This is a genomic window from Nocardioides soli (assembly GCF_014191495.1).
In the GTDB taxonomy this organism is placed as follows: domain Bacteria; phylum Actinomycetota; class Actinomycetes; order Propionibacteriales; family Nocardioidaceae; genus Nocardioides; species Nocardioides soli.
Window position 1 is genome coordinate 1673342 of the sequence record NZ_JACHWR010000001.1, and the last position, 17376, is coordinate 1690717.

17 protein-coding genes and 1 tRNA gene are annotated in these 17376 nt (G+C 72.6%); 1 reads left to right on the forward strand and 17 read right to left on the reverse strand.

Annotated elements, in window-relative coordinates; genetic code table 11:
* The 14 genes from FHU40_RS08340 to eno all read right to left on the reverse strand — a co-directional run bounded on the left by FHU40_RS08340 (position 1) and on the right by eno (position 11482).
* Positions 1 to 756: a phosphorylase family protein gene (locus tag FHU40_RS08340; RefSeq protein WP_183591751.1), complete on the reverse strand. Its 756-nt coding sequence runs from the start codon at positions 754 to 756 to the stop codon at positions 1 to 3.
* A 133-nt stretch (positions 757 to 889) separates the two neighbouring features.
* Entirely contained in the window at positions 890 to 1717 is an 828-nt protein-coding gene (locus FHU40_RS08345) for an AIR synthase related protein (RefSeq protein ID WP_183591752.1), read from the reverse strand.
* A 14-nt stretch (positions 1718 to 1731) separates the two neighbouring features.
* On the reverse strand, positions 1732 to 2556 hold the full coding sequence (locus FHU40_RS08350; protein WP_183591753.1) for a carbohydrate ABC transporter permease: 825 nt from the start codon (positions 2554 to 2556) through the stop codon (positions 1732 to 1734).
* Positions 2556 to 3500, reverse strand: coding sequence for a carbohydrate ABC transporter permease (locus FHU40_RS08355; protein WP_215525201.1), 945 nt, complete (start codon positions 3498 to 3500; stop codon positions 2556 to 2558). Before FHU40_RS08355 ends, FHU40_RS08350 begins: the two co-directional genes overlap by 1 nt.
* Position 3501: 1 nt before the next feature.
* Complete coding sequence (locus tag FHU40_RS08360) at positions 3502 to 4899, reverse strand: extracellular solute-binding protein (protein ID WP_183591754.1); 1398 nt, start codon at positions 4897 to 4899, stop codon at positions 3502 to 3504.
* A gap of 36 nt (positions 4900 to 4935) precedes the next feature.
* Positions 4936 to 5808, reverse strand: coding sequence for an eIF2B alpha/beta/delta subunit family protein (locus FHU40_RS08365; RefSeq protein ID WP_183591755.1), 873 nt, complete (start codon positions 5806 to 5808; stop codon positions 4936 to 4938).
* Positions 5808 to 6575: a GntR family transcriptional regulator gene (locus FHU40_RS08370; RefSeq protein WP_183591756.1), complete on the reverse strand. Its 768-nt coding sequence runs from the start codon at positions 6573 to 6575 to the stop codon at positions 5808 to 5810. Before FHU40_RS08370 ends, FHU40_RS08365 begins: the two co-directional genes overlap by 1 nt.
* Positions 6576 to 6695: 120 nt before the next feature.
* Positions 6696 to 6769: transfer RNA gene (locus FHU40_RS08375), tRNA-Leu, on the reverse strand.
* Positions 6770 to 6844: 75 nt separating this feature from the next.
* Positions 6845 to 7651 (reverse strand): uracil-DNA glycosylase family protein, encoded by an 807-nt coding sequence (locus FHU40_RS08380; RefSeq protein WP_183591757.1) that lies wholly within the window; start codon positions 7649 to 7651, stop codon positions 6845 to 6847.
* 19 nt (positions 7652 to 7670) lie between these two features.
* Positions 7671 to 7886 (reverse strand): hypothetical protein, encoded by a 216-nt coding sequence (locus tag FHU40_RS08385; RefSeq protein ID WP_183592293.1) that lies wholly within the window; start codon positions 7884 to 7886, stop codon positions 7671 to 7673.
* Positions 7887 to 8010: 124 nt separating this feature from the next.
* A complete protein-coding gene (locus tag FHU40_RS08390; protein WP_343057786.1) occupies positions 8011 to 8919 on the reverse strand; it encodes a Ppx/GppA phosphatase family protein in 909 nt (302 codons plus the stop codon).
* Between the two features lie 31 nt (positions 8920 to 8950).
* The gene (locus tag FHU40_RS08395; protein WP_183592250.1) at positions 8951 to 9454 is read right to left on the reverse strand and encodes a DUF501 domain-containing protein; all 504 of its coding nucleotides are present in this window, start codon (positions 9452 to 9454) and stop codon (positions 8951 to 8953) included.
* Between the two features lie 141 nt (positions 9455 to 9595).
* Positions 9596 to 10189, reverse strand: coding sequence for an FtsB family cell division protein (locus FHU40_RS08400; protein WP_183591758.1), 594 nt, complete (start codon positions 10187 to 10189; stop codon positions 9596 to 9598).
* 15 nt (positions 10190 to 10204) lie between these two features.
* Positions 10205 to 11482, reverse strand: coding sequence for a phosphopyruvate hydratase (gene eno, locus FHU40_RS08405; RefSeq protein ID WP_183591759.1), 1278 nt, complete (start codon positions 11480 to 11482; stop codon positions 10205 to 10207).
* A gap of 175 nt (positions 11483 to 11657) precedes the next feature.
* On the opposite strand from eno, the gene FHU40_RS08410 reads away from it, so the two are divergent.
* Entirely contained in the window at positions 11658 to 12689 is a 1032-nt protein-coding gene (locus tag FHU40_RS08410) for a collagen-like protein (RefSeq protein ID WP_221199531.1), read from the forward strand.
* 842 nt (positions 12690 to 13531) lie between these two features.
* Here FHU40_RS08410 and FHU40_RS08415 read toward each other — a convergent pair.
* The 3 genes from FHU40_RS08415 to FHU40_RS08425 form a co-directional block, all read right to left on the reverse strand.
* Positions 13532 to 15703, reverse strand: coding sequence for an ATP-binding protein (locus FHU40_RS08415; protein WP_183591760.1), 2172 nt, complete (start codon positions 15701 to 15703; stop codon positions 13532 to 13534).
* Entirely contained in the window at positions 15700 to 16080 is a 381-nt protein-coding gene (locus FHU40_RS08420; protein ID WP_183591761.1) for a response regulator, read from the reverse strand. The genes FHU40_RS08415 and FHU40_RS08420 overlap by 4 nt, the downstream gene beginning before the upstream one ends.
* A gap of 174 nt (positions 16081 to 16254) precedes the next feature.
* Complete coding sequence (locus FHU40_RS08425) at positions 16255 to 17343, reverse strand: glycosyltransferase (RefSeq protein ID WP_183591762.1); 1089 nt, start codon at positions 17341 to 17343, stop codon at positions 16255 to 16257.
* Between the last annotated feature and the right edge of the window lie 33 nt (positions 17344 to 17376).

Below are 17376 nucleotides of genomic sequence, written 5' to 3' on the forward strand. Positions count from 1 at the left end.
TCACCTCCCGATCAGCTCGGTCATCGCCGAGACGGCGGTGTCGATGAGTACGTCGAGCGGCGGCTCGAGCGGCGCGACCTCGGGCCGGCCGTCGTGCAGCGGATGGATGGTGACGATCGCGCCGGCGCGCACCCCGAGGACGGAGGCGACGATGAACAGCGCGGCCGCCTCCATCTCCGAGCAGATCGCACCGCCGCGGGTCCACGCCTCCCAGCGCTCGGCCAGCCGCGCGGCGACCGGCATCCGGTCCCGCTCGTGCTGGCCGAAGTAGGAGTCCTTCGACTGGGCGACGCCCACCCGCACCGGCAGACCGGAGCGCTCTGCGGCCCAGCGGAGGGCGGCGACGACGTCGGGATGCGCGACCGCGGGGAACTCGACGGGCAGGTAGTGCAGCGTCGTGCCCTCGTCGCGGATGGCGGCCTGCACCACGCCGAGTGTCTCGGTGGCGATGTCGGGCTGGATCGCACCCGACGTCCCGACCCGGATGAACGTGTGGGCGCCCACCTTGGCCAGCTCCTCCATCGCGATCGCGGCCGAGGGGCCGCCGATGCCCGTGGAGGTCACCGAGACCGACTCGCCGGCCAGGCACCCGGTCCAGGTCACGAACTCCCGGTTGCTCGCGACCAGGCGGGCGTCGTCGAACCGGCTCGCGATCAGCTCGGTGCGCGCCGGGTCGCCGGGCAGGAACACGAAGCCGCCGACGTCACCGGGGGCGACGTGGAGATGCGGCTGCCGGCCCGGGCCGCCGGCCGTCACGTCGACACCCCCATGCTGCCGACGAGACGGTCGACCACCCCGCCCGTGACGCAGGCGGTCGCCGCCACCGTCGTCCCCCCGGGACGGTGATGCGTGGCGGCGACCGCCGGGTCTGGTACGAGTGGCGGCTGCATCACACCACTCCCATCGGGTCGTCGGGGCCGGCCCTGAGGTGCGCGACCACCTCGACCGGGAGCGACGTCGCCGTCCGCACCCGCTCGATCGCCTCCTCCGGGAGGCTGGCCAGCACGCAGGTGCTCGCACCCGCCGAGGCGTCCAGGTCGATCGACGCCTCCGTCCGCAGCGTGACGGACAGGCCGACCGTCGCGGCGAGCTCGCCGACCTCGTACGCGACGCCCTTGCTGCCGACCGGCAGCAGCTCGTGGACCTCGGTCTCGAGCAGGGCGAGTACGTCGCGCGGGGCGGCGACGTCGGCGTCACCCTCGCGGTAGGGCACCCGGACGCCGTCCCGCGGCCGGCCGATGCACACGACGGCGTCGCCCGGACGGCTCGAGCCGAGCCGCATCTGCGCCACCGGCGCCCGCCCCACGACCGTCACCCCCACCCCGGTCTGCGAGGTCTCCATGTTGGTCTCGTCGCTCCCCCCGATCGGCGCGTCGCTGCCGATCTCCTCGAGCGCCCGCACGATGCCGGCGAGCACCCGCGACCCGTAGTCGTCGAGCGGCCCGCACAGGGTGTTCGTGACCAGGAACGGCCGGGCTCCGGTGGCGAGCACCTCCATCAGCGCCACCTTCGACGCGTTGTAGCCCGCCTCCTCGGGCGGGCGCTGGAGGAAGTCGTGCGGCAGCTCGCCGACGGACGCGTTGGAGTCGCACGCGACGACGTACAGCAGGCCGCCGTCGCCCCAGATCGTGAGGTCGCGGACCTGGCGGAGCCCGATGGGGTCCGGGCCCAGCACCAGACGCCCCGGGACGGGCGGCACGCGGCGGGGGTTGCGCACAGGCTGACCATGACTCATTTGACGGCTCCGTCGAGAAGGCCGCGGAAGAAGGTCCGCTGGGTGAGGACGTAGAGGAGGACGGCCGGGACCGCCACGATGAGCGAGGCCGCGGCGAGCGACGGCACGTCGGTGAGGTGCTGGCCCTGGAAGGACGCCAGCCCGAGCGCGACCGTCGGCGTGCTGCTGGCGCCACCCAGGATCAGGGGGACGAGGTACTCGTTCCAGGACGACAGGAAGGTCAGCATCATCAACGTGATCACGGCCGGCCGCGAGACCGGCAGGTAGATCGACCACAGGATGCGCAGCGAGCTCGCTCCGTCGAGCCGGGCGGCCTCGAGCAGCGTCGACGGGATCGACCGGAAGAACGACGTCATCCAGAAGACGCCGAAGCCCAGGTAGAGGCCGGCCTCGGCCAGGATCAGGCTGCGATAGCCGCCCAGCAGTCCCAGCTCCTGGAACTGGAAGTACATCGGGATCACGAGGGCGACGTACGGCGTGACGATGCCGGCCATGAAGACGTAGAGCAGCACCCGGTGACCGCGGAAGGGCAGCACGGCGAGCGCGAAGCCGGCGAGCACCGAGCAGGCCGTCACGATCGCCACCACCGCCGCCCCGACGATCAGCGTGGTGCGGAAGGCCGCGGAGAAGCCGCCGTTCTCCCAGGCCGTGGTGAACGTGCCCCAGTGCAGCTCGTCGGGCACCGAGAAGCCGTCGACCGGCGTGCCGGGCGGGAAGAACGCCGTCAGGCCGACCACGACCAGCGGCGCCAGCGTGATGAACGACCCGAGCAGCAGCACGCCGTACGTGAGGCCGTTCCGGGTCAGCCTGGCAGGGGTCATCATGCGTCCTCCGATCGGCGGGCGAGGACGGCGGCCAGCCCCACCATCACGAAGAACACCACGATCGCGAGCGCGGAGGCCATGCCGAGCTGGCTGCGCACGAACGCCCGGGTGTAGATCGCCGTCGAGATGACCTGGGTGGAGTCGCCCGGCCCGCCCTGGGTGGTGACCCAGATCAGGCCGAAGTTGTTGAGCGAGACCGCGGCGGAGAGCACCAGGCAGACCACGATCACGTTGCGCAGGCCCGGGACGGTCACGTGGAAGAACTGCCGGATCGGCCCAGCGCCGTCGACCGCGGCCGCGTCGTACAGCTGCGGGTCGAGCGTCTGCGCGCCGGCGAGCAGCAGCACCATGCACAGCCCCGACATCAGCCAGGTGCCGATCGCGCCCTCGGACGGCAGCGCCCAGGTGAAGTCGCCCAGCCACGAGCGGGTCACGCCGCCGAGACCGACACCGCGCAGGGCGACGTTGAGCGGGCCGTCGGCGGCCAGGATCCACTGCCAGGCGACGCCGACGACGACGATCGACAGCACCTGCGGGAGGAACAGCAGGGTGCGCCACATCGGCGCCATCCAGAGCCGCTGTCGCGCGATCACCGCGGCGAACACGAGGCCGATCGAGATCGGGAAGACCGAGTAGAAGACCAGCAGGAAGAGCGAGTGCCCGAGGGCGGCGCGGATGCCCGGGTCGGTGAACACCGACGCGTAGTTGTCCAGGCCGACGGGCTTGGCCGCGGTGATGCCGTCCCACTCGAAGAACGACACCCAGACGCCGTACACCATCGGCCCGATGATCGCGATCGCGAAGACGGCCAGCGCGGGCGCGACGTACGCCCAGCCGACCAGGTTGCGGCGCCACCGCGCCGGCCGGACGACCGCGCGTGCCGGCGCTGCTCCACGTACCGAGCCCCCCTCGGTCCGGTACGTGGAGCGCACCATGCTCATGTCAGCTGCCCGACCGCTCGTCCGCGAAGTCCGACGTGATCCCCTCGATCTGGGCCGTGAACTCCGCCGGGCTCAGCTTGCCCGCCGCGAGCTGCTGCAGGGCGGCCGGGAGCTGCTCGGTGAGCGTCGGCGCCGCCCAGTCGAGGAACGGCGTCGTACCGGCTCCGCCGTCCGACTCGATCGGCATGAGGATGGACAGCACCTGGCTGGTGAGGTCCGTGCCGTTGGCCACGCTGTCGGAGGTGAGCGCACCCGGGATGCCCCAGCCGCCGGTGTAGAGCTGGTCGGAGACCTCCTCGCTGGTGAAGTAGTCCAGGAACGCCGCGGCCACGTCGGGGTGCTCGGTCTTGGAGCTGATCGTCAGCGGGGTGGTCAGCCCGCCGCCGGCAGGCGCCGTGCCGCTGTCGCCGGTCAGCTGGAACCCTCCACCGTCGGCACCGAAGGTGCCGTCGACCGCCCCGGTCATCCAGGAGCCCGCGACGTAGTAGAGCGCCTTGCCGTTGAGGAACAGGCCCGCCGCATCGGAGGCGGTGGCGCCGGAGACGCCGTTCTGGAAGTACCCGGCCTGCTGCCAGTCCTGGATCGTCGCCGCGGCCTGCTGGCTCTCCGCGCTCTCGAACGACCCGCCTCGTCCGTAGATCCAGTCGTTGATCGGCTCCCCGTCGCCCGAGATCGCGTTCCAGATCGCCATGTAGAGGTGGGTGTAGATGTTGTCCTGCGCGATCGGCGTGATGCCTGCGGCCTTGGCCTTCTGGAGCGAGTCCTCGAAGGCCTCGAGGGTGGCCGGCGGCTCGGAGATGCCGGCCTGCTTCATCAGCTTGGCGTTGTAGAAGACCGTTATCATCGCGTTCTGCTCCGGCAGGCCGTAGAGCGGGCCGGCGCCCCACTGGTCGCCGTTGTCGGCGTCGAACCGGAACACGTCGAGGTTGCTGTCTGCACCGAAACGACCGGACCAGCCGTAGGCGTCAGCATAGTCATCGAGCGGCAGCAGCAGGCCCGATCGGGCGAACTGGTAGAACCCCTGCCCGTAGCCCGCGGTCTGGAGCATCATCACGTCCGGCGGGTTCGGCGAGGAGCCCTTGAGGTTGATCGACTGGCTGTAGCTGTCGTAGTCCGTGGTGTCCCGCTTGATCGTGACGTTCGGGTACTTGTCCTCGAAGCCGTCGAGGATCTTCCCGAACAGCTCGCCCGTGCCCGTCGTACCCCAACCGTCGGAGATCGTGAGCGTGACCTCTTCGCTGGTGTCGAAGCCCGTCGACGCCGGTGGCGTGGTGGGCTTCGCCGAGTTCTCGGCCCCCTCCCCTGGCGAACAGGCCGCCAGCAGCAGGGCCGCCAGCGAGGTCGCGGCGAGCGCGAAGGACGCCCGCGGCAGGCGGGACGCGCGGTGTGGGTGTCGCATTGCTACTCCTAGCGGGATGAGTCCGAGATGGGTGAATCAGTGGGTGCGGGCGCCGACCTCCTGCGGACGGAGGACGCCGCGGTCGGTGAGGTAGGCGGTCACGAGATCGGCCGGGACACGCTCGAAGAACTGGTTGCGCACCTCGACCCGGCCGGAGGCCCACAGGTCCCAGTCGGCGGCCATCTCCGACGACGGCCGCTGCTCCATCGCCACGTCGTCCGGATCGCCGGGGTAGAGCTTCGAGACCTCGGTGGCGACGTAGTACGGCGTACCGGCGTGCCGGCAGGCCAGAGCCAGCGGCAGCGAGCCGATCTTGTTGGCGAACGAGCCGTCGACGAAGAGCGCGTCGCAGCCGACGATGACGAGGTCGGCGTCGGCCGCGGCCAGCGACATGGACGCGTCGCTGTAGGCGACGAACGACGCGTCGGTGTGCGCGAGCGCCGACGCGATCCGGCGCGACTCGCGGTAGGGCCGCGACTCGGTGAGCATCAGCGTGAGGTCGGGGGTGGTCTCCGCGGCCCGGCCGAGCAGGTGCAGCAGCGAGCCGCTGAAGGAGTGGTAGAGCACCTTGCTGCCGGGCTTGATGAACGCCTCGGCGTGGTCGGCGATCCGCGCGATCGCCTGCTCCGACTCCACGATGAAGTCGCGCATCTGCCGCACCACGGACGCCCGCGGGTCGGGATCGGTCGCCGCCGCGAGCGCCATGGCGGCGACGGTCCGCATGCTCGTCATCGACGGCTTCGTCTCGACCAGCCAGGTCGCGGCGTCGGTGACCACGGTCGGCACGTCGGCGCCGGGCTGGGTCTCGAGGCTGAGCAGGATCACCTCGGCGGCGGCACGCCCGTAGGCACTGCCGCCGGGCACGGTGTTCTCGGCGATCGCCGTGCGGAGCTCGGTCAGACGATCCATCACTTCTCCGTGTCCGGTCCGATGGCCTGGTCCATCTCGAGCGAGAACCGGCCGGGGTCGTAGAGACCGCGCGAGCTGTCGATCGGGTGGCCCTCGGGGTCGTAGGTGATCGAGCTGAGGCCCAGCAGCGGCGTACCGAAGGGCATCGCGAGCAGGTCGGCCTCCCCCTCGGAGGCGTAGCGGATGCTCACCTGCCCGGACGCGTGCTGCTGCACGACGCCGTTCTTGGCCAGCACGCCGTAGAGCGACTCGCCCCGGTCGAAGATCTCGTCGTCGACCACCTCGCCGAGGTACTGCTGCGAGACCCAGGACTCCAGCAGGATGGCCGGCCGCGAGCGCACCGCGACCACGCGGAGCAGGTGGAAGGCGGTCTCGTCCGGCCCGAGCCCCAGGTCGGCGGCCACCGCCGCCGGCGGGGTGCCAATCGACTGGTCGACGACCTCGACGGAGAAGGGCACACCGGCCCGGCGCAGGCTGTCGGTGGAGCTGCTCATCAGCCGCAGCTCGTACTGCACCGGCCGCTCGATCACGAACGTGCCGCGCCCCTGGGTCCGCTCGACGTGCCCGGACAGCTCCAGCTGCTTCATCGCCACCCGCACCGGCGCGAGGCTCACCCCCATCGCCTCGGCGATCTGGCGCTCCGTGGGGAGTCGCGCCCCGGGCCCGTAGGTGCCGTCGTCGATCTTCTGGAGGAGCGCCCGGAGGATCTGATCCTGGAGGGAGACCCGCGAACCGCGGGTCACCTTGAGGTGCGACAGGTCTGACATGATTCGGACCTTATAAGATTATGTTCTTTCTGTCAGCCGAAACGTCGCGAGGATGTCATCGAACCGTGGGGGTGGACTGGACCGCGGCGTGCCGGGCGTCGAGTGCCGGACGCGGATGGGTGCCCCCGGTGAGAGTCGAACTCACAACTAGCCGCTTTTAAGGCGGCTTCCTCTGCCGGTTGGGATACGGGGGCCGCGCGGGACGTCATACGGACGGAGCAAGCGGATGCTCCGACCGTATGACGTCAGCCTGGCGTCACGGGGCGAGGCTAGCGGGCTCGGGCGAGGTCGGCGGCTCGGCCGAGGACGCCGTCGAGCATCGCCTCGGTGAGCTTCCCGGTGAACGTGTTCTGCTGGCTCGGGTGGTAGCAGCCGAGCAGCGTGATCTCGCGGCCGTCGCCGGCCAGGCGCGCCTCGGCGCCGTGGCCGAAGTGCGGCTTGGGGCGCACCACGTCCCAGCCGAGCGCGGCGTACGACCGCAGCGCGGCGTCCCACCCGAAACCGCCGAGCGCCACCACCACCTCGACGTGCTCGGCGAGCAGCCCGAGCTCTGCGACGATCCAGGGTGCGCAGGTGTCGCGCTCGGCGACGGTCGGCTTGTTCTGCGGGGGCGCGCAGCGGACGGTGGCGACCATCCGGGTGTCGATCAGCTCCTGGCCGTCGTCGGCATGGGTGCTGGTGGGCAGGCGGGCCAGGCCCACCCGGTGCAGGCTCGCGAACAGCCAGTCGCCGCTGCGGTCGCCGGTGAAGATCCGGCCGGTGCGGTTGGCGCCGTTCGCGGCGGGCGCGAGGCCGACGATCAGGATCCGTGCGGTGGGCGGTCCCCAGCCCGGGATCGGCCGGCCCCAGTAGGTCTCGTGGGCGTACGACGCGCGCTTGACGTCGGCGACCTGCTCGCGCCAGCGCACCAGCCGCGGGCAGGCACGACAGACCGAGACGCGGGCATCGAGCTCGGCCAGCCCGTCGGGGCCAGCGGTGCTCGCCAGCCGGCGCACCCGGGCCGGGGTCCGCGCCACCGGCGTCTCGGCCGTCGCGGGGTCGCCGGGCCAGCCGGTGCCGGGCGGGACGTAGCTCACCCGGCCATCCTGCCGCACCTCAGAGGTGGGAGTTGACCCTCTCGCGTGCGGCCCCGGCGACGGCGCTGGCCTGGTGGCCGACGGCGTCCTGCGCCTTGCCGACGGCGTCCTGCACCCTCGGGTCGTGCGCGACCTTGCTGGCCCCGGACTTGATCTGCTCGTAGCGCTCCCGCCCGGCCCGCGAGCCGAGCACGTAGCCGATGGCCACTCCGATCAACAGGCTCGTCTTCTTCATACCCACCCCGTGCCCGCAGCGGGCCCGGCCAAACTCCCACGGATCGATACCCAGTGACGGAACGGTCGTTCCCGGTGGCCCGGAACAACCAGAACGTCACTGGGTATCCCGCCGGCCGGGGCACTCAGACCAGCGACCAGGCGATCCCGTCGAGGATGTCGGACTCGGAGACGACCAGCGAGGTGACGTCGGAGCGGCGCAGCACCCGGTCGAGGATCAGTACGCCGGCGGCGATGACGTCGGCGCGGCCGGGGTGCATCGAGGCGATGGCCAGGCGCTCGGCGACGGTCATCGCGAGCAGCCGGTCGGTGGTGGCGTGGACGTCGGCGACCGGCAGCACCTGCTGGTCGACGAGCTCCCGGTCGTACGCCGCGAGGTCGAGCACCACGGCGGCGAGCTGGGTGACGGTGCCGGCGACGCCGACCACCGTGGCGGCGTCGGCGGGGTCGACCGGGCAGGCGTCCAGGTGGGCGTCGATGTCGGCGACGCACGCGGCGATCTCGGCGGCGGTCGGCGGGTCGGAGCGCAGGTGCCGCTCGGTGAGCCGCACCGACCCGATGTCCATCGAGTCCGCGGCCTCCGGGCCGGTCGCGCCCAGGATCAGCTCGGTCGAGCCGCCGCCGATGTCCACGACCAGGACCGGCGTGTCCGGCCGGTCGCGCAGGTTGCGCACGGCACCGCCGAAGGACAGCGCGGCCTCGACCGCGCCGCTGACGACCTCGGGCTCGACGCCCAGGCGCTCGCGCACGCCGGCGACGAACACGTCGGCGTTGGCCGCGTCGCGGCTGGCCGAGGTGGCCACGAAGCGCACCCGCTCGGGCGGTACGCCGTGCGCGCGGATCAGCTCGGCGTACTCGTCGATCGCGGCGAACGCCCGCGCCAGCGCCTCGTCGGCGATCCGGCCGGTGCGGTCGAGGTCCTGGCCGAGCCGCACCATCCGCATCTCGCGGACGTCGACGCTCAGCCCATCCGATGGGAGCATCGAGCCGACCAGCAACTTGATGGTGTTGGTGCCGCAGTCGATGGCGGCCACCTGGTTTCGAGACGGGCGCAGAACGCCCTCCTCAACCACCGTCGACCACCACGCACGGCCCGGACTCCCACCAGTCGCCGAGCAGGTCGAGCACCTCGTCGCCGAGCGGGTTCACGCCCCTCCCCTGCGCCAGCGACTGGCCGGCGAGCACGTGCAGGCACTTCACCCGGTCGGGCATGCCGCCGGCGGAGATGCCCTCGATCTCGTCGACCTGCCCAAGCGTGGCGCGGTACTCCAGGTAGCGCTCGTGCGCGGCTCGGTACGCCGCGGCCAGCTCCGGGTCGCTTCCGAGCCGGTCCTGCATCTCCTTCATCAGGCCCGAGCCCTCGAGGGTGCCGATGCGCGAGGCGGCCCGCGGGCAGGTGAGGTAGAAGGTCGTCGGGAACGGCGTGCCGTTCGGCAGCCGCGGCTCCGTGGTCACCACGTCGGGGTTGCCGCACGGGCACCGGTGCCCGACCTCGTGGATGGCGCGGGGCTCGCGGCCGAGCTGGGCGGCGATCGCGGACTCGTCGGCGGGGTCGATCACGGGTCCTATCGTGCCAGCGGGGTTTCGAGACGGTTGCAGCGCAACCTCCTCAACCACCGTGGGGCCGGTGCGGCGCAACCTCCTCAACCACCGTGGGGCCGGTGCAGCGCAACCTCCTCAACCACCGTGGCGCGGTGAGGCGCGACCGGCTCAGCCGCCGCCGTCGGTGATCTTGCCGATCCTCTTGGCCGGCGGCTTCTCCGGCGCGGGCGGGTTGCCGGCGAGCTCGACGGATCGCCACGCGGTCGACCACCAGGCCTTCGGCGCCTTCGGGGTCGCCGCGGCGGGGTCGCTGAGCGTCGCGTCGCTCTGCACCGGCTCGCCGTCCTCGTCGAGCACGACGTACGCCGTCTCGCCGGGCATCACGTAGTTGAGGTCACGGGCCTGCTGGCGGACGTACGCCGGGTCCTTCCAGCGGCGCTGCTCCCGCTCCAGGTCGCCGATCTGCGCCTCGCGCAGCGCGATCTTGCCCTTGAGGTCGTCGATGTGCGCGCGCTGGTCGAGGTAGGCGCGCAGCGACGAGGCGTAGGAGATCGTCAGCAGTGACAGCACCAGCACGAGCACCGCCGCCCGGCCCGTGAGCCGCGGTCGGCGCCGGCCGGGCAGCCCACCGGCCACGGCGGCCCCGGGCGCGTCCGACCCCGGACGCGCGCCGGACCGTGCGGGCGCACTCACCCGGCCGGGTCCGGTGCGACCTCGGGGCCGCACGCCGCGCGCGGGCGTACGACGAGACTCGGAGGGCATGTCTCCTAGGGTCGCTCAGCGGGCGTACCGCGGGAACGCCGACGCGCCGGAGTAGCGCGCCGCATCTGCGAGCTCGTCCTCGATCCGCAGCAGCTGGTTGTACTTCGCGACCCGCTCGGAGCGCGCCGGGGCACCGGTCTTGATCTGGCCGCAGTTGGTGGCGACGGCGAGGTCGGCGATGGTGGTGTCCTCGGTCTCGCCGGAGCGGTGGCTCATCATGCAGCGGTAGCCGTTGCGGTGGGCCAGCTCGACCGAGTCGAGGGTCTCGGTCAGCGAGCCGATCTGGTTGACCTTCACCAGCAGCGCGTTGGCCTGACCGCCGGTGATGCCCCGCTGGAGCCGCTCGACGTTGGTGACGAAGAGGTCGTCGCCGACGAGCTGGGTCTGGGCGCCGAGCCGGTCGGTGATGGCCTTCCAGCCGGCCCAGTCCTCCTCGTCGAGCGGGTCCTCGATGGAGACGATCGGGTACGACGCGACCAGGTCGGCGTAGTAGGCGATCATCTCGTCGCTCGACTTCGCGGCACCCTCGAAGGTGTAGGCGCCGTCGGAGTGGAACTCGGTCGCGGCCACGTCGAGCGCGAGCGTGATGTCCTTGCCGAGCTCGTAGCCGGCGACCCCGATCGCCTCGGCGATCAGGTCGAGGGCGGCGCGGTTGGACTCGAGGTCGGGCGCGAAGCCGCCCTCGTCGCCGACGCCGGTGGCCAGGCCGCGCTTCTTCAGCACCGACTTCAGGGCGTGGTAGACCTCGGCGCCGGAGCGCAGCGCGTCGCGGAACGACGGCGCGCCGATCGGCGCGATCATGAACTCCTGGATGTCGACGTTGGTGTCGGCGTGGGCGCCACCGTTGAGGATGTTCATCATCGGCACCGGCAGCACGTGGGCGTTGGGGCCGCCGACGTAGCGGTAGAGCGGCAGGCCGGCGGAGTCGGCCGCGGCGCGGGCGACGGCGAGCGAGACGCCGAGGATGGCGTTGGCGCCGAGCTGGGCCTTGTTGGGGGTGCCGTCGGCCTCGAGCATCGCCTGGTCGACGAGGCGCTGGTCATCGGCGTCGAGGCCCTCGACCGCCGGGCCCAGGGTCTGGATGACGGCGTCCACCGCCTGGCGCACGCCCTTGCCGGCGTAGCGATCGCCGCCGTCGCGCAGCTCCACGGCCTCGAAGGCACCGGTCGACGCTCCGCTCGGCACCGCCGCCCGCGCGAACGCGCCGTCGTCGAGCAGCACCTCGACCTCCACGGTGGGGTTGCCGCGCGAGTCGAGGATCTCGCGGGCGCCGACAGCTTCGATGGATGCCACGTCATGCTCCTGGCTGGGTCCGGGGACGGTTCGATCGTGCGCGAGCCAGCCTAGTGGGCCGCGGGCCCGCGCCTCGCAGAGCCCGGACCGCGTGACGGCCCGGCACGTGTCGACGATCGTCCCGAATCCGGGGTGTTCCGTCACGCCGCGCCCGCGGGGCTCTACCCTCGTCGCCGTGACCTCGACCCGGCGCCGCATCGTCCCCGCCCTCTCGCTCGCCTCGCTGGCCCTGACCACCGTGATCGGCACGGCCGGCGCGGCCGAGGCCGCCCCGAAGCGCATCATCAGCGCCTGCTACAACGTCGACACCGGCAGGATCCGGGTCGTCGAGAGCATCGCCGACTGCCGCCCGGCCGAGAGCCACATCCGCTGGAAGCGCGGCGGCAAGAACGCCCAGCAGGGCGCCCGCGGACCACGCGGCCTGACCGGACCGGCCGGCCCCCAGGGGGCAACCGGCGCCACCGGCGCTCCGGGTCCGGCCGGTGCTCCCGGTGTCGCCGGGGCGCCGGGCGCCACCGGGGGCATCGGACCCGTCGGTGCCACCGGCCCGGCCGGGCCCACGGGCGCGACGGGAGCCGCCGGGTCGATCGGCGCCACCGGCGCAGCCGGGCCCACGGGGGCCTCCGGAGCGACCGGGCCGACCGGGGTCACCGGCCCCACGGGCGTCACCGGACCGACTGGGGTCACCGGCCCCACCGGGGTCACCGGGCCGACCGGCGCCACCGGAGCGACCGGCCAGGCCGCCACTCCCCCACTCTTCTCCGTGACCACCGTGTCCGACGTCATCACCGCCAGCGGCACGGACGTGGCGGGGTGGAGCGGCGCGGCGCCGTACTTCACCGGCCCGGCGTTCCACCCGGCCTCGGGGACCTTCACCGTGCCGACGACCGGCGCCTACCGCCTGGCCGCGAGCTGCAACGTCGGCCTCAGCGCCGCCCAGACCGTCTCCCTCGGGTCCAACGTCGACCCGTCGCTGGACCTCAAGGTCAACGGGACCACCGTCGCCACCAGCCGGGTGGGGATCCTGGACGTCAACATCGCGCTCGTCCTCACGATGCGCGCCGTGGCGCAGGGACCGGTCGCACTCGACACCGTGGTCGATCTCACGGCGGGCGACATCGTGACCCTCGCCTACGTGCCCGACGGCATGACCCTGAACGTCGCGCTCCGGGACTGCCAGTTCTCGGCCACCCCCATGGAGGCCTGACCGGGGACCTGACCGGATTCCTGTCGATCGTCGTCCGATAATTCGGAAAGTCCCATGCGTCACGTGCGACACACCCTACGCTCGTCCGCGTGACCTCGACCCGGCGCCGCATCGTCCCCGCCCTCTCCCTCGCCTCGCTGGCCCTGACCACCGTGATCGGCACGGCCGGCGCGGCCGAGGCCGCCCCGAAGCGCATCATCAGCGCCTGCTACAACGTCGACACCGGCAGGATCCGGGTCGTCGAGAGCATCGCCGACTGCCGCCCGGCCGAGAGCCACATCCGCTGGAAGCGCGGCGGCAAGAACGCCCAGCAGGGCGCGCGCGGCCCGAAGGGCGTCGCCGGGCCGATGGGGCCGATGGGGCCGGCGGGTCCCCAGGGGGCAACCGGCGCCACCGGCACTCCCGGGGCGGCGGGAGCACCCGGCGCGCCGGGTGCGATCGGCCCCGTCGGGGCGACCGGACCGGCGGGTGCGACGGGAGCGACCGGGCCCGCAGGAGACACCGGAGCCGCCGGCGCGACGGGAGCGACCGGGCCCGCAGGAGACACCGGAGCCACCGGAGCGACCGGCCCCGCCGGCACCGCTCAGCCGTCGTACGGGTACGCGCGCGCCGCCAACGGGACCAACCTGAGCCCGGGCGGCGCCAACACGGTGAGCTTCGGCATGTACACCAACGCCGGCGACGTGAGCGTGGAGAGCGACCACATCGCCGTCACGTCGGGCGTCTACCAGGTCACGCTGTCGCTGCGCAGCGAGTCGACGAACACCGCGATCTGGTGGGTCGACACCTCGTCCGACTACACGGCCTGGATGGGCAGCCAGCTCTCGTTCCCCGCCGCCGCGTCACCGTCGGCCGCGGTGACCAGCTCGGTCACCTTCGTCGCCAACGTCGTCACCGAGGGGATCTTCCGGCCGAGGTACGTCAGCGGCTCCCAGGCGAACTTCCGCGACATCCAGCTCACCGTCGTCAAGCTCGGCGACATCCCGACGCCCGGCTGACGGGAAGGTGACGCTCATCGTGGTCCCCCCGGTCGCCGGGTTGCCGGTCGCCCAGGCGGTGCCGTCGTGCCGCTCGGCGATGCGCTTGACGATCGAGAGCCCCAGGCCGGTGCCCCGGTAGCCGCCGTCCGCGTGCGCCCGGTGGAAGCTGTCGAAGACCCGTGACTGCTGGTCCTCGGGGATGCCGATCCCGTTGTCGCTGACCTCGACCAGCACCATCGGGTGGGCGTCGCCGTCGGCCAGCACCCGGGCGGCGACCCGCACCTCGGGCACGACACCCGGTGCGACGTACTTGACCGCGTTGCCGACCAGGTTGTCGACGACCTGGCGCAGCAGCACGGGCTCGGCGAGCACCGGCGGCAGATCCGGATCGACCGTGATCAGGGGCGACTCCCCGCCCTTGACCCGGACGGCGTCGACGCGCGCCCGCGCCACGTCGGTGGCGACCGCGTGGAGGTCGACCCGCACGGGGTTGATCTTGAGGTCGCGCGCCGTCGTGTAGGCGAGCAGGTCGCTGATCAGGTGCTGCATGCGCTGGGCCGCCCGCAGGATCCGGCCGAGCTGGTCGGCCTGGCGGTCCAGGGGCACGACCGTGCCGGCCTGCGCGGCCTCGAGCAGCGCCTCGGACCAGCCCTCGACGACCGTGAGCGGGTTGAGCAGGTCGTGGGCGACCACACCGGCGAACGACGCCAGCTCGTCACGCTCGCGCCGGTCGGCCGTGACGTCGTGGAAGACCGCCACGGTCAGCAGCGGGTCGGTGTTCGGCAGCGGGCGCACCGTCACCTCGATCAGCCGGCCGTCGGGCGCGGCCGGGTTGCGCACGAAGACGTCGACCCCGTCGATCTGCTCGCCCGCGAGCGCCCGGGTGAACGGGCCACTCTCGCGTGTCAGCCGGGTGCCGTCCGCGTAGAACATGCCGTAGTCCCCGCTCTCCACCCGCCCCTCGGCATCGAGCTGGACGCCGCCGATGAGATGGGTCGCGGCGGGGTTGCGGAGCACGAGGTGGCCGGTGTCGTCGAGGACGCTGACGCCGTCGGCCATCGTGTCGAGGATGGTGCGGAGCATGGTCGCCTGCTCCTGCGATGCGGCCTCCGACCGGGCGATGCGCCGGTTGAGGAGCAGCAGCTCGCGGCGGGCCACGGAGAGGGCGAGGTTCAGGACGACGATCATCGCGACGTAGGACTGGAACACCAGCTCGCGGGCGGTCACGTCGTCGATGCTCGTGAACGGTCCTTGGTTCAGGACGGTGGCGACCGTGACCCCCGCCGTCAGCAGGATCGCGTGGATGTCGGCGACCCACGACGTGAACCGGGTCCCCGCCCACACGCACGTCGTCAGCACCAGGAACGGCACCGGCAGGTCGTCGTTGGTCCAGAACACCAGCCAGGTGGCGAGACCGGTCGCCACGACGAGGCCGACCGCCTCCACGATGGTTCCGCGCCCCACCCCGGCGAGCCCGCCGTGCGGGGCCCGCGCGACGTTGCGGGCCAGCATCGACAGCGGGAAGATCGCGAGCACCCCGACCGTGGTGCGCAGGACCCAGGTCGCCAGCGAGGCCCAGCTGCCGTCGGTCAGCAGCACGATCGTGGTGGGTCCGGCCAGCGACGCCACGGCGGCGGAGAGGAACGCCGCACCGGCCAGGACACCCAGGTCACGCACGCCCGGCACCCCGGGTGGCGGCCGGTCGCCGAAGCCCCACATCGCGGGACACCAGCGGCTCAGCAGCATCCCGAACACCAGCACCTGCGCGACCGTGCCCGCCGCCAGTCCGACGGACAGCCAGGTGTCGGCGCCGGTCAGGTCGTTGACCGCCCAGGAGCAGACGAACAGCACGACCGCGTCGAGGACCAGGCCGCGCCGCCAGCCGGTGACGGCGAACCACGCGGCCGCGACACCCGCCGCCGGCCACACCAGCGCAAGCTCCGCGCCCTCCAGCACCGTCAGCCGTCCGAGCAGGGCCGCCACGACGAAGTACGCGGCGAAGGACCCCAGGTCGAGCAGCCGGGCCCGGCTCACCCCCGGCTCCCCCCGGCCGCGAGCGCCCGTCGGGCGGCCGCTCGCAGGTCGTCGGGGTCGAAGGGCTTGGCGATCCGCTCGCGGCCCGAGCGCTCGATCCGCTCGATGATCTCGCCGGTCCACTGCACGGTGACGAAGACGGCGGGCAGGCCCGGCCAGTGCTGCTCGGCCTCGGCCAGCAGCGCGACCCCGTCGGTGTCGGCGAGGGCGTAGTCCATCAGCACGAGGTCGGGCCGGTAGGCCGGCTCCTCCTCACGCAGCCGGCGCAGCGCGGCCGCGGACGACAGTCCGCGCACCTCGTGGCCGTCCGTCACCATGCAGTGCGCGATCCAGTCGCGCACGTCGACATCGTCCTCGACGATCAGCACCCGAGACACGGCGCCGACCCTAGCGCCCCGCGCGGGAGATTCCATGACGTTTCGCACAGCCATGGCAGGCACCTCGCTGCGTTGGCGACGCTCGGAAGACGAGTGGGTATGCCGTCGCGCCGCCGCCTTGCGACGCACATACCCTGACCACGCCAACCGTCACGCTATCTCCCACCCGCGGCGCTAGCGTTCGCCGGTCCGCGCGTCGAAGAACCCCAGGTTCGCGCGCAGCCGCTCGTCGTCGGGGCGTACGCCGAGCGCGTGCTCGGCGGCGCGCCGCCCCTCGTCGAAGCGCCCGGTCCAGTAGCAGCTCACCGCGAGCTCGTCGTGCGCCCGCCACAGGTACGCGTCGTGGTCGACGAAGAGGTCGTCGGGACCCGGCGCGGGGGCCGCGACGGCGGCCCGGGCATAGAGCACCGCGACCTCGAACCGCTCCCGCGAGCGCTCCAGTCGCGCCAGCTCGACCAGCGGCTCGATCCGCGTCGGGCGGGCGGCATAGGCGTCGAGATAGGCCTCGGCCACCTCGGCGTGCGGCCGGCCGAGCCGTTCGAGGCAGCAGCCGACCTGGAAGCCGGCGTACCACCGCTCCTGGTCCCAGCCCTGCTGGTTCGCCGCCCGCTCCCGATAGGCCGCGAGCGCCCGCTCGTGCTCGCCGGCGTCGCGCCACGACTGCGCCAGGTAGAACTGCGTGCGCGGGTCCCCCGGCCGACGCCGGAGCTCGGCGGCCAGCAGTTCGGCGTCGCGGCGGTAGGTCTCCGGGTCTCGGGATCGGGCGCCATCGTGGTGCTGGAGGATGCGCGGCGCCGCGAGGGTGCCGACCTCCGCGCCCGGGAGCTCCAGGTGCTCGTGCACCACGCCGCGCCAGCGCCACGGCCGGTCGAGGCGCACGAGGTGGATCCGGCCGAAGCGGTTGCCCGCGTAGTCGACCGCCAGCTGGTAGCCGTCCGCGGTCAGGTCCGGCCAACGCTCGGGCGCGTCGACGAGCTCGTCGTCGGCGTCGATCCAGAGCGCGTAGTCGCCACGGCGCGCGTGCTCGAGCGAGCGAGCCGCCTCCAGCGCCTCGTGCCGGTTGTGGCCGAAGGAGACCCAGGGTCGCTCGATCAACCGCCCGGGCACGCCGGCGAGGCTGCGGCGGACCAGTTCCTGGGTGCCGTCGGTCGAGCCGGTATCGCTGACGACCCACCAGTCGACGTACGGACGGACGCTGCGCAGGCAGCGCTCGATGACCGGCGCCTCGTCCTTGACGATCATGTGCAGTCCGACGCCGGGCATGGCCCGCATCGTAGAGCCCCGGCATCCGTACAC

Excerpts from the sequence above, each read along its gene's own strand:
- FHU40_RS08350 (WP_183591753.1), bottom strand. The coding sequence starts at position 2,556 with ATGACCCCTGCCAGGCTGACCCGGAACGGCCTCACGTACGGCGTGCTG.
- FHU40_RS08355 (WP_215525201.1), bottom strand. The coding sequence starts at position 3,500 with ATGAGCATGGTGCGCTCCACGTACCGGACCGAGGGGGGCTCGGTACGT.
- FHU40_RS08360 (WP_183591754.1), bottom strand. The coding sequence starts at position 4,899 with ATGCGACACCCACACCGCGCGTCCCGCCTGCCGCGGGCGTCCTTCGCG.
- FHU40_RS08365 (WP_183591755.1), bottom strand. The coding sequence starts at position 5,808 with ATGGATCGTCTGACCGAGCTCCGCACGGCGATCGCCGAGAACACCGTG.
- FHU40_RS08370 (WP_183591756.1), bottom strand. The coding sequence starts at position 6,575 with ATGTCAGACCTGTCGCACCTCAAGGTGACCCGCGGTTCGCGGGTCTCC.
- FHU40_RS08385 (WP_183592293.1), bottom strand. The coding sequence starts at position 7,886 with ATGAAGAAGACGAGCCTGTTGATCGGAGTGGCCATCGGCTACGTGCTC.
- FHU40_RS08400 (WP_183591758.1), bottom strand. The coding sequence starts at position 10,189 with ATGCCCTCCGAGTCTCGTCGTACGCCCGCGCGCGGCGTGCGGCCCCGA.
- FHU40_RS08425 (WP_183591762.1), bottom strand. The coding sequence starts at position 17,343 with ATGCCCGGCGTCGGACTGCACATGATCGTCAAGGACGAGGCGCCGGTC.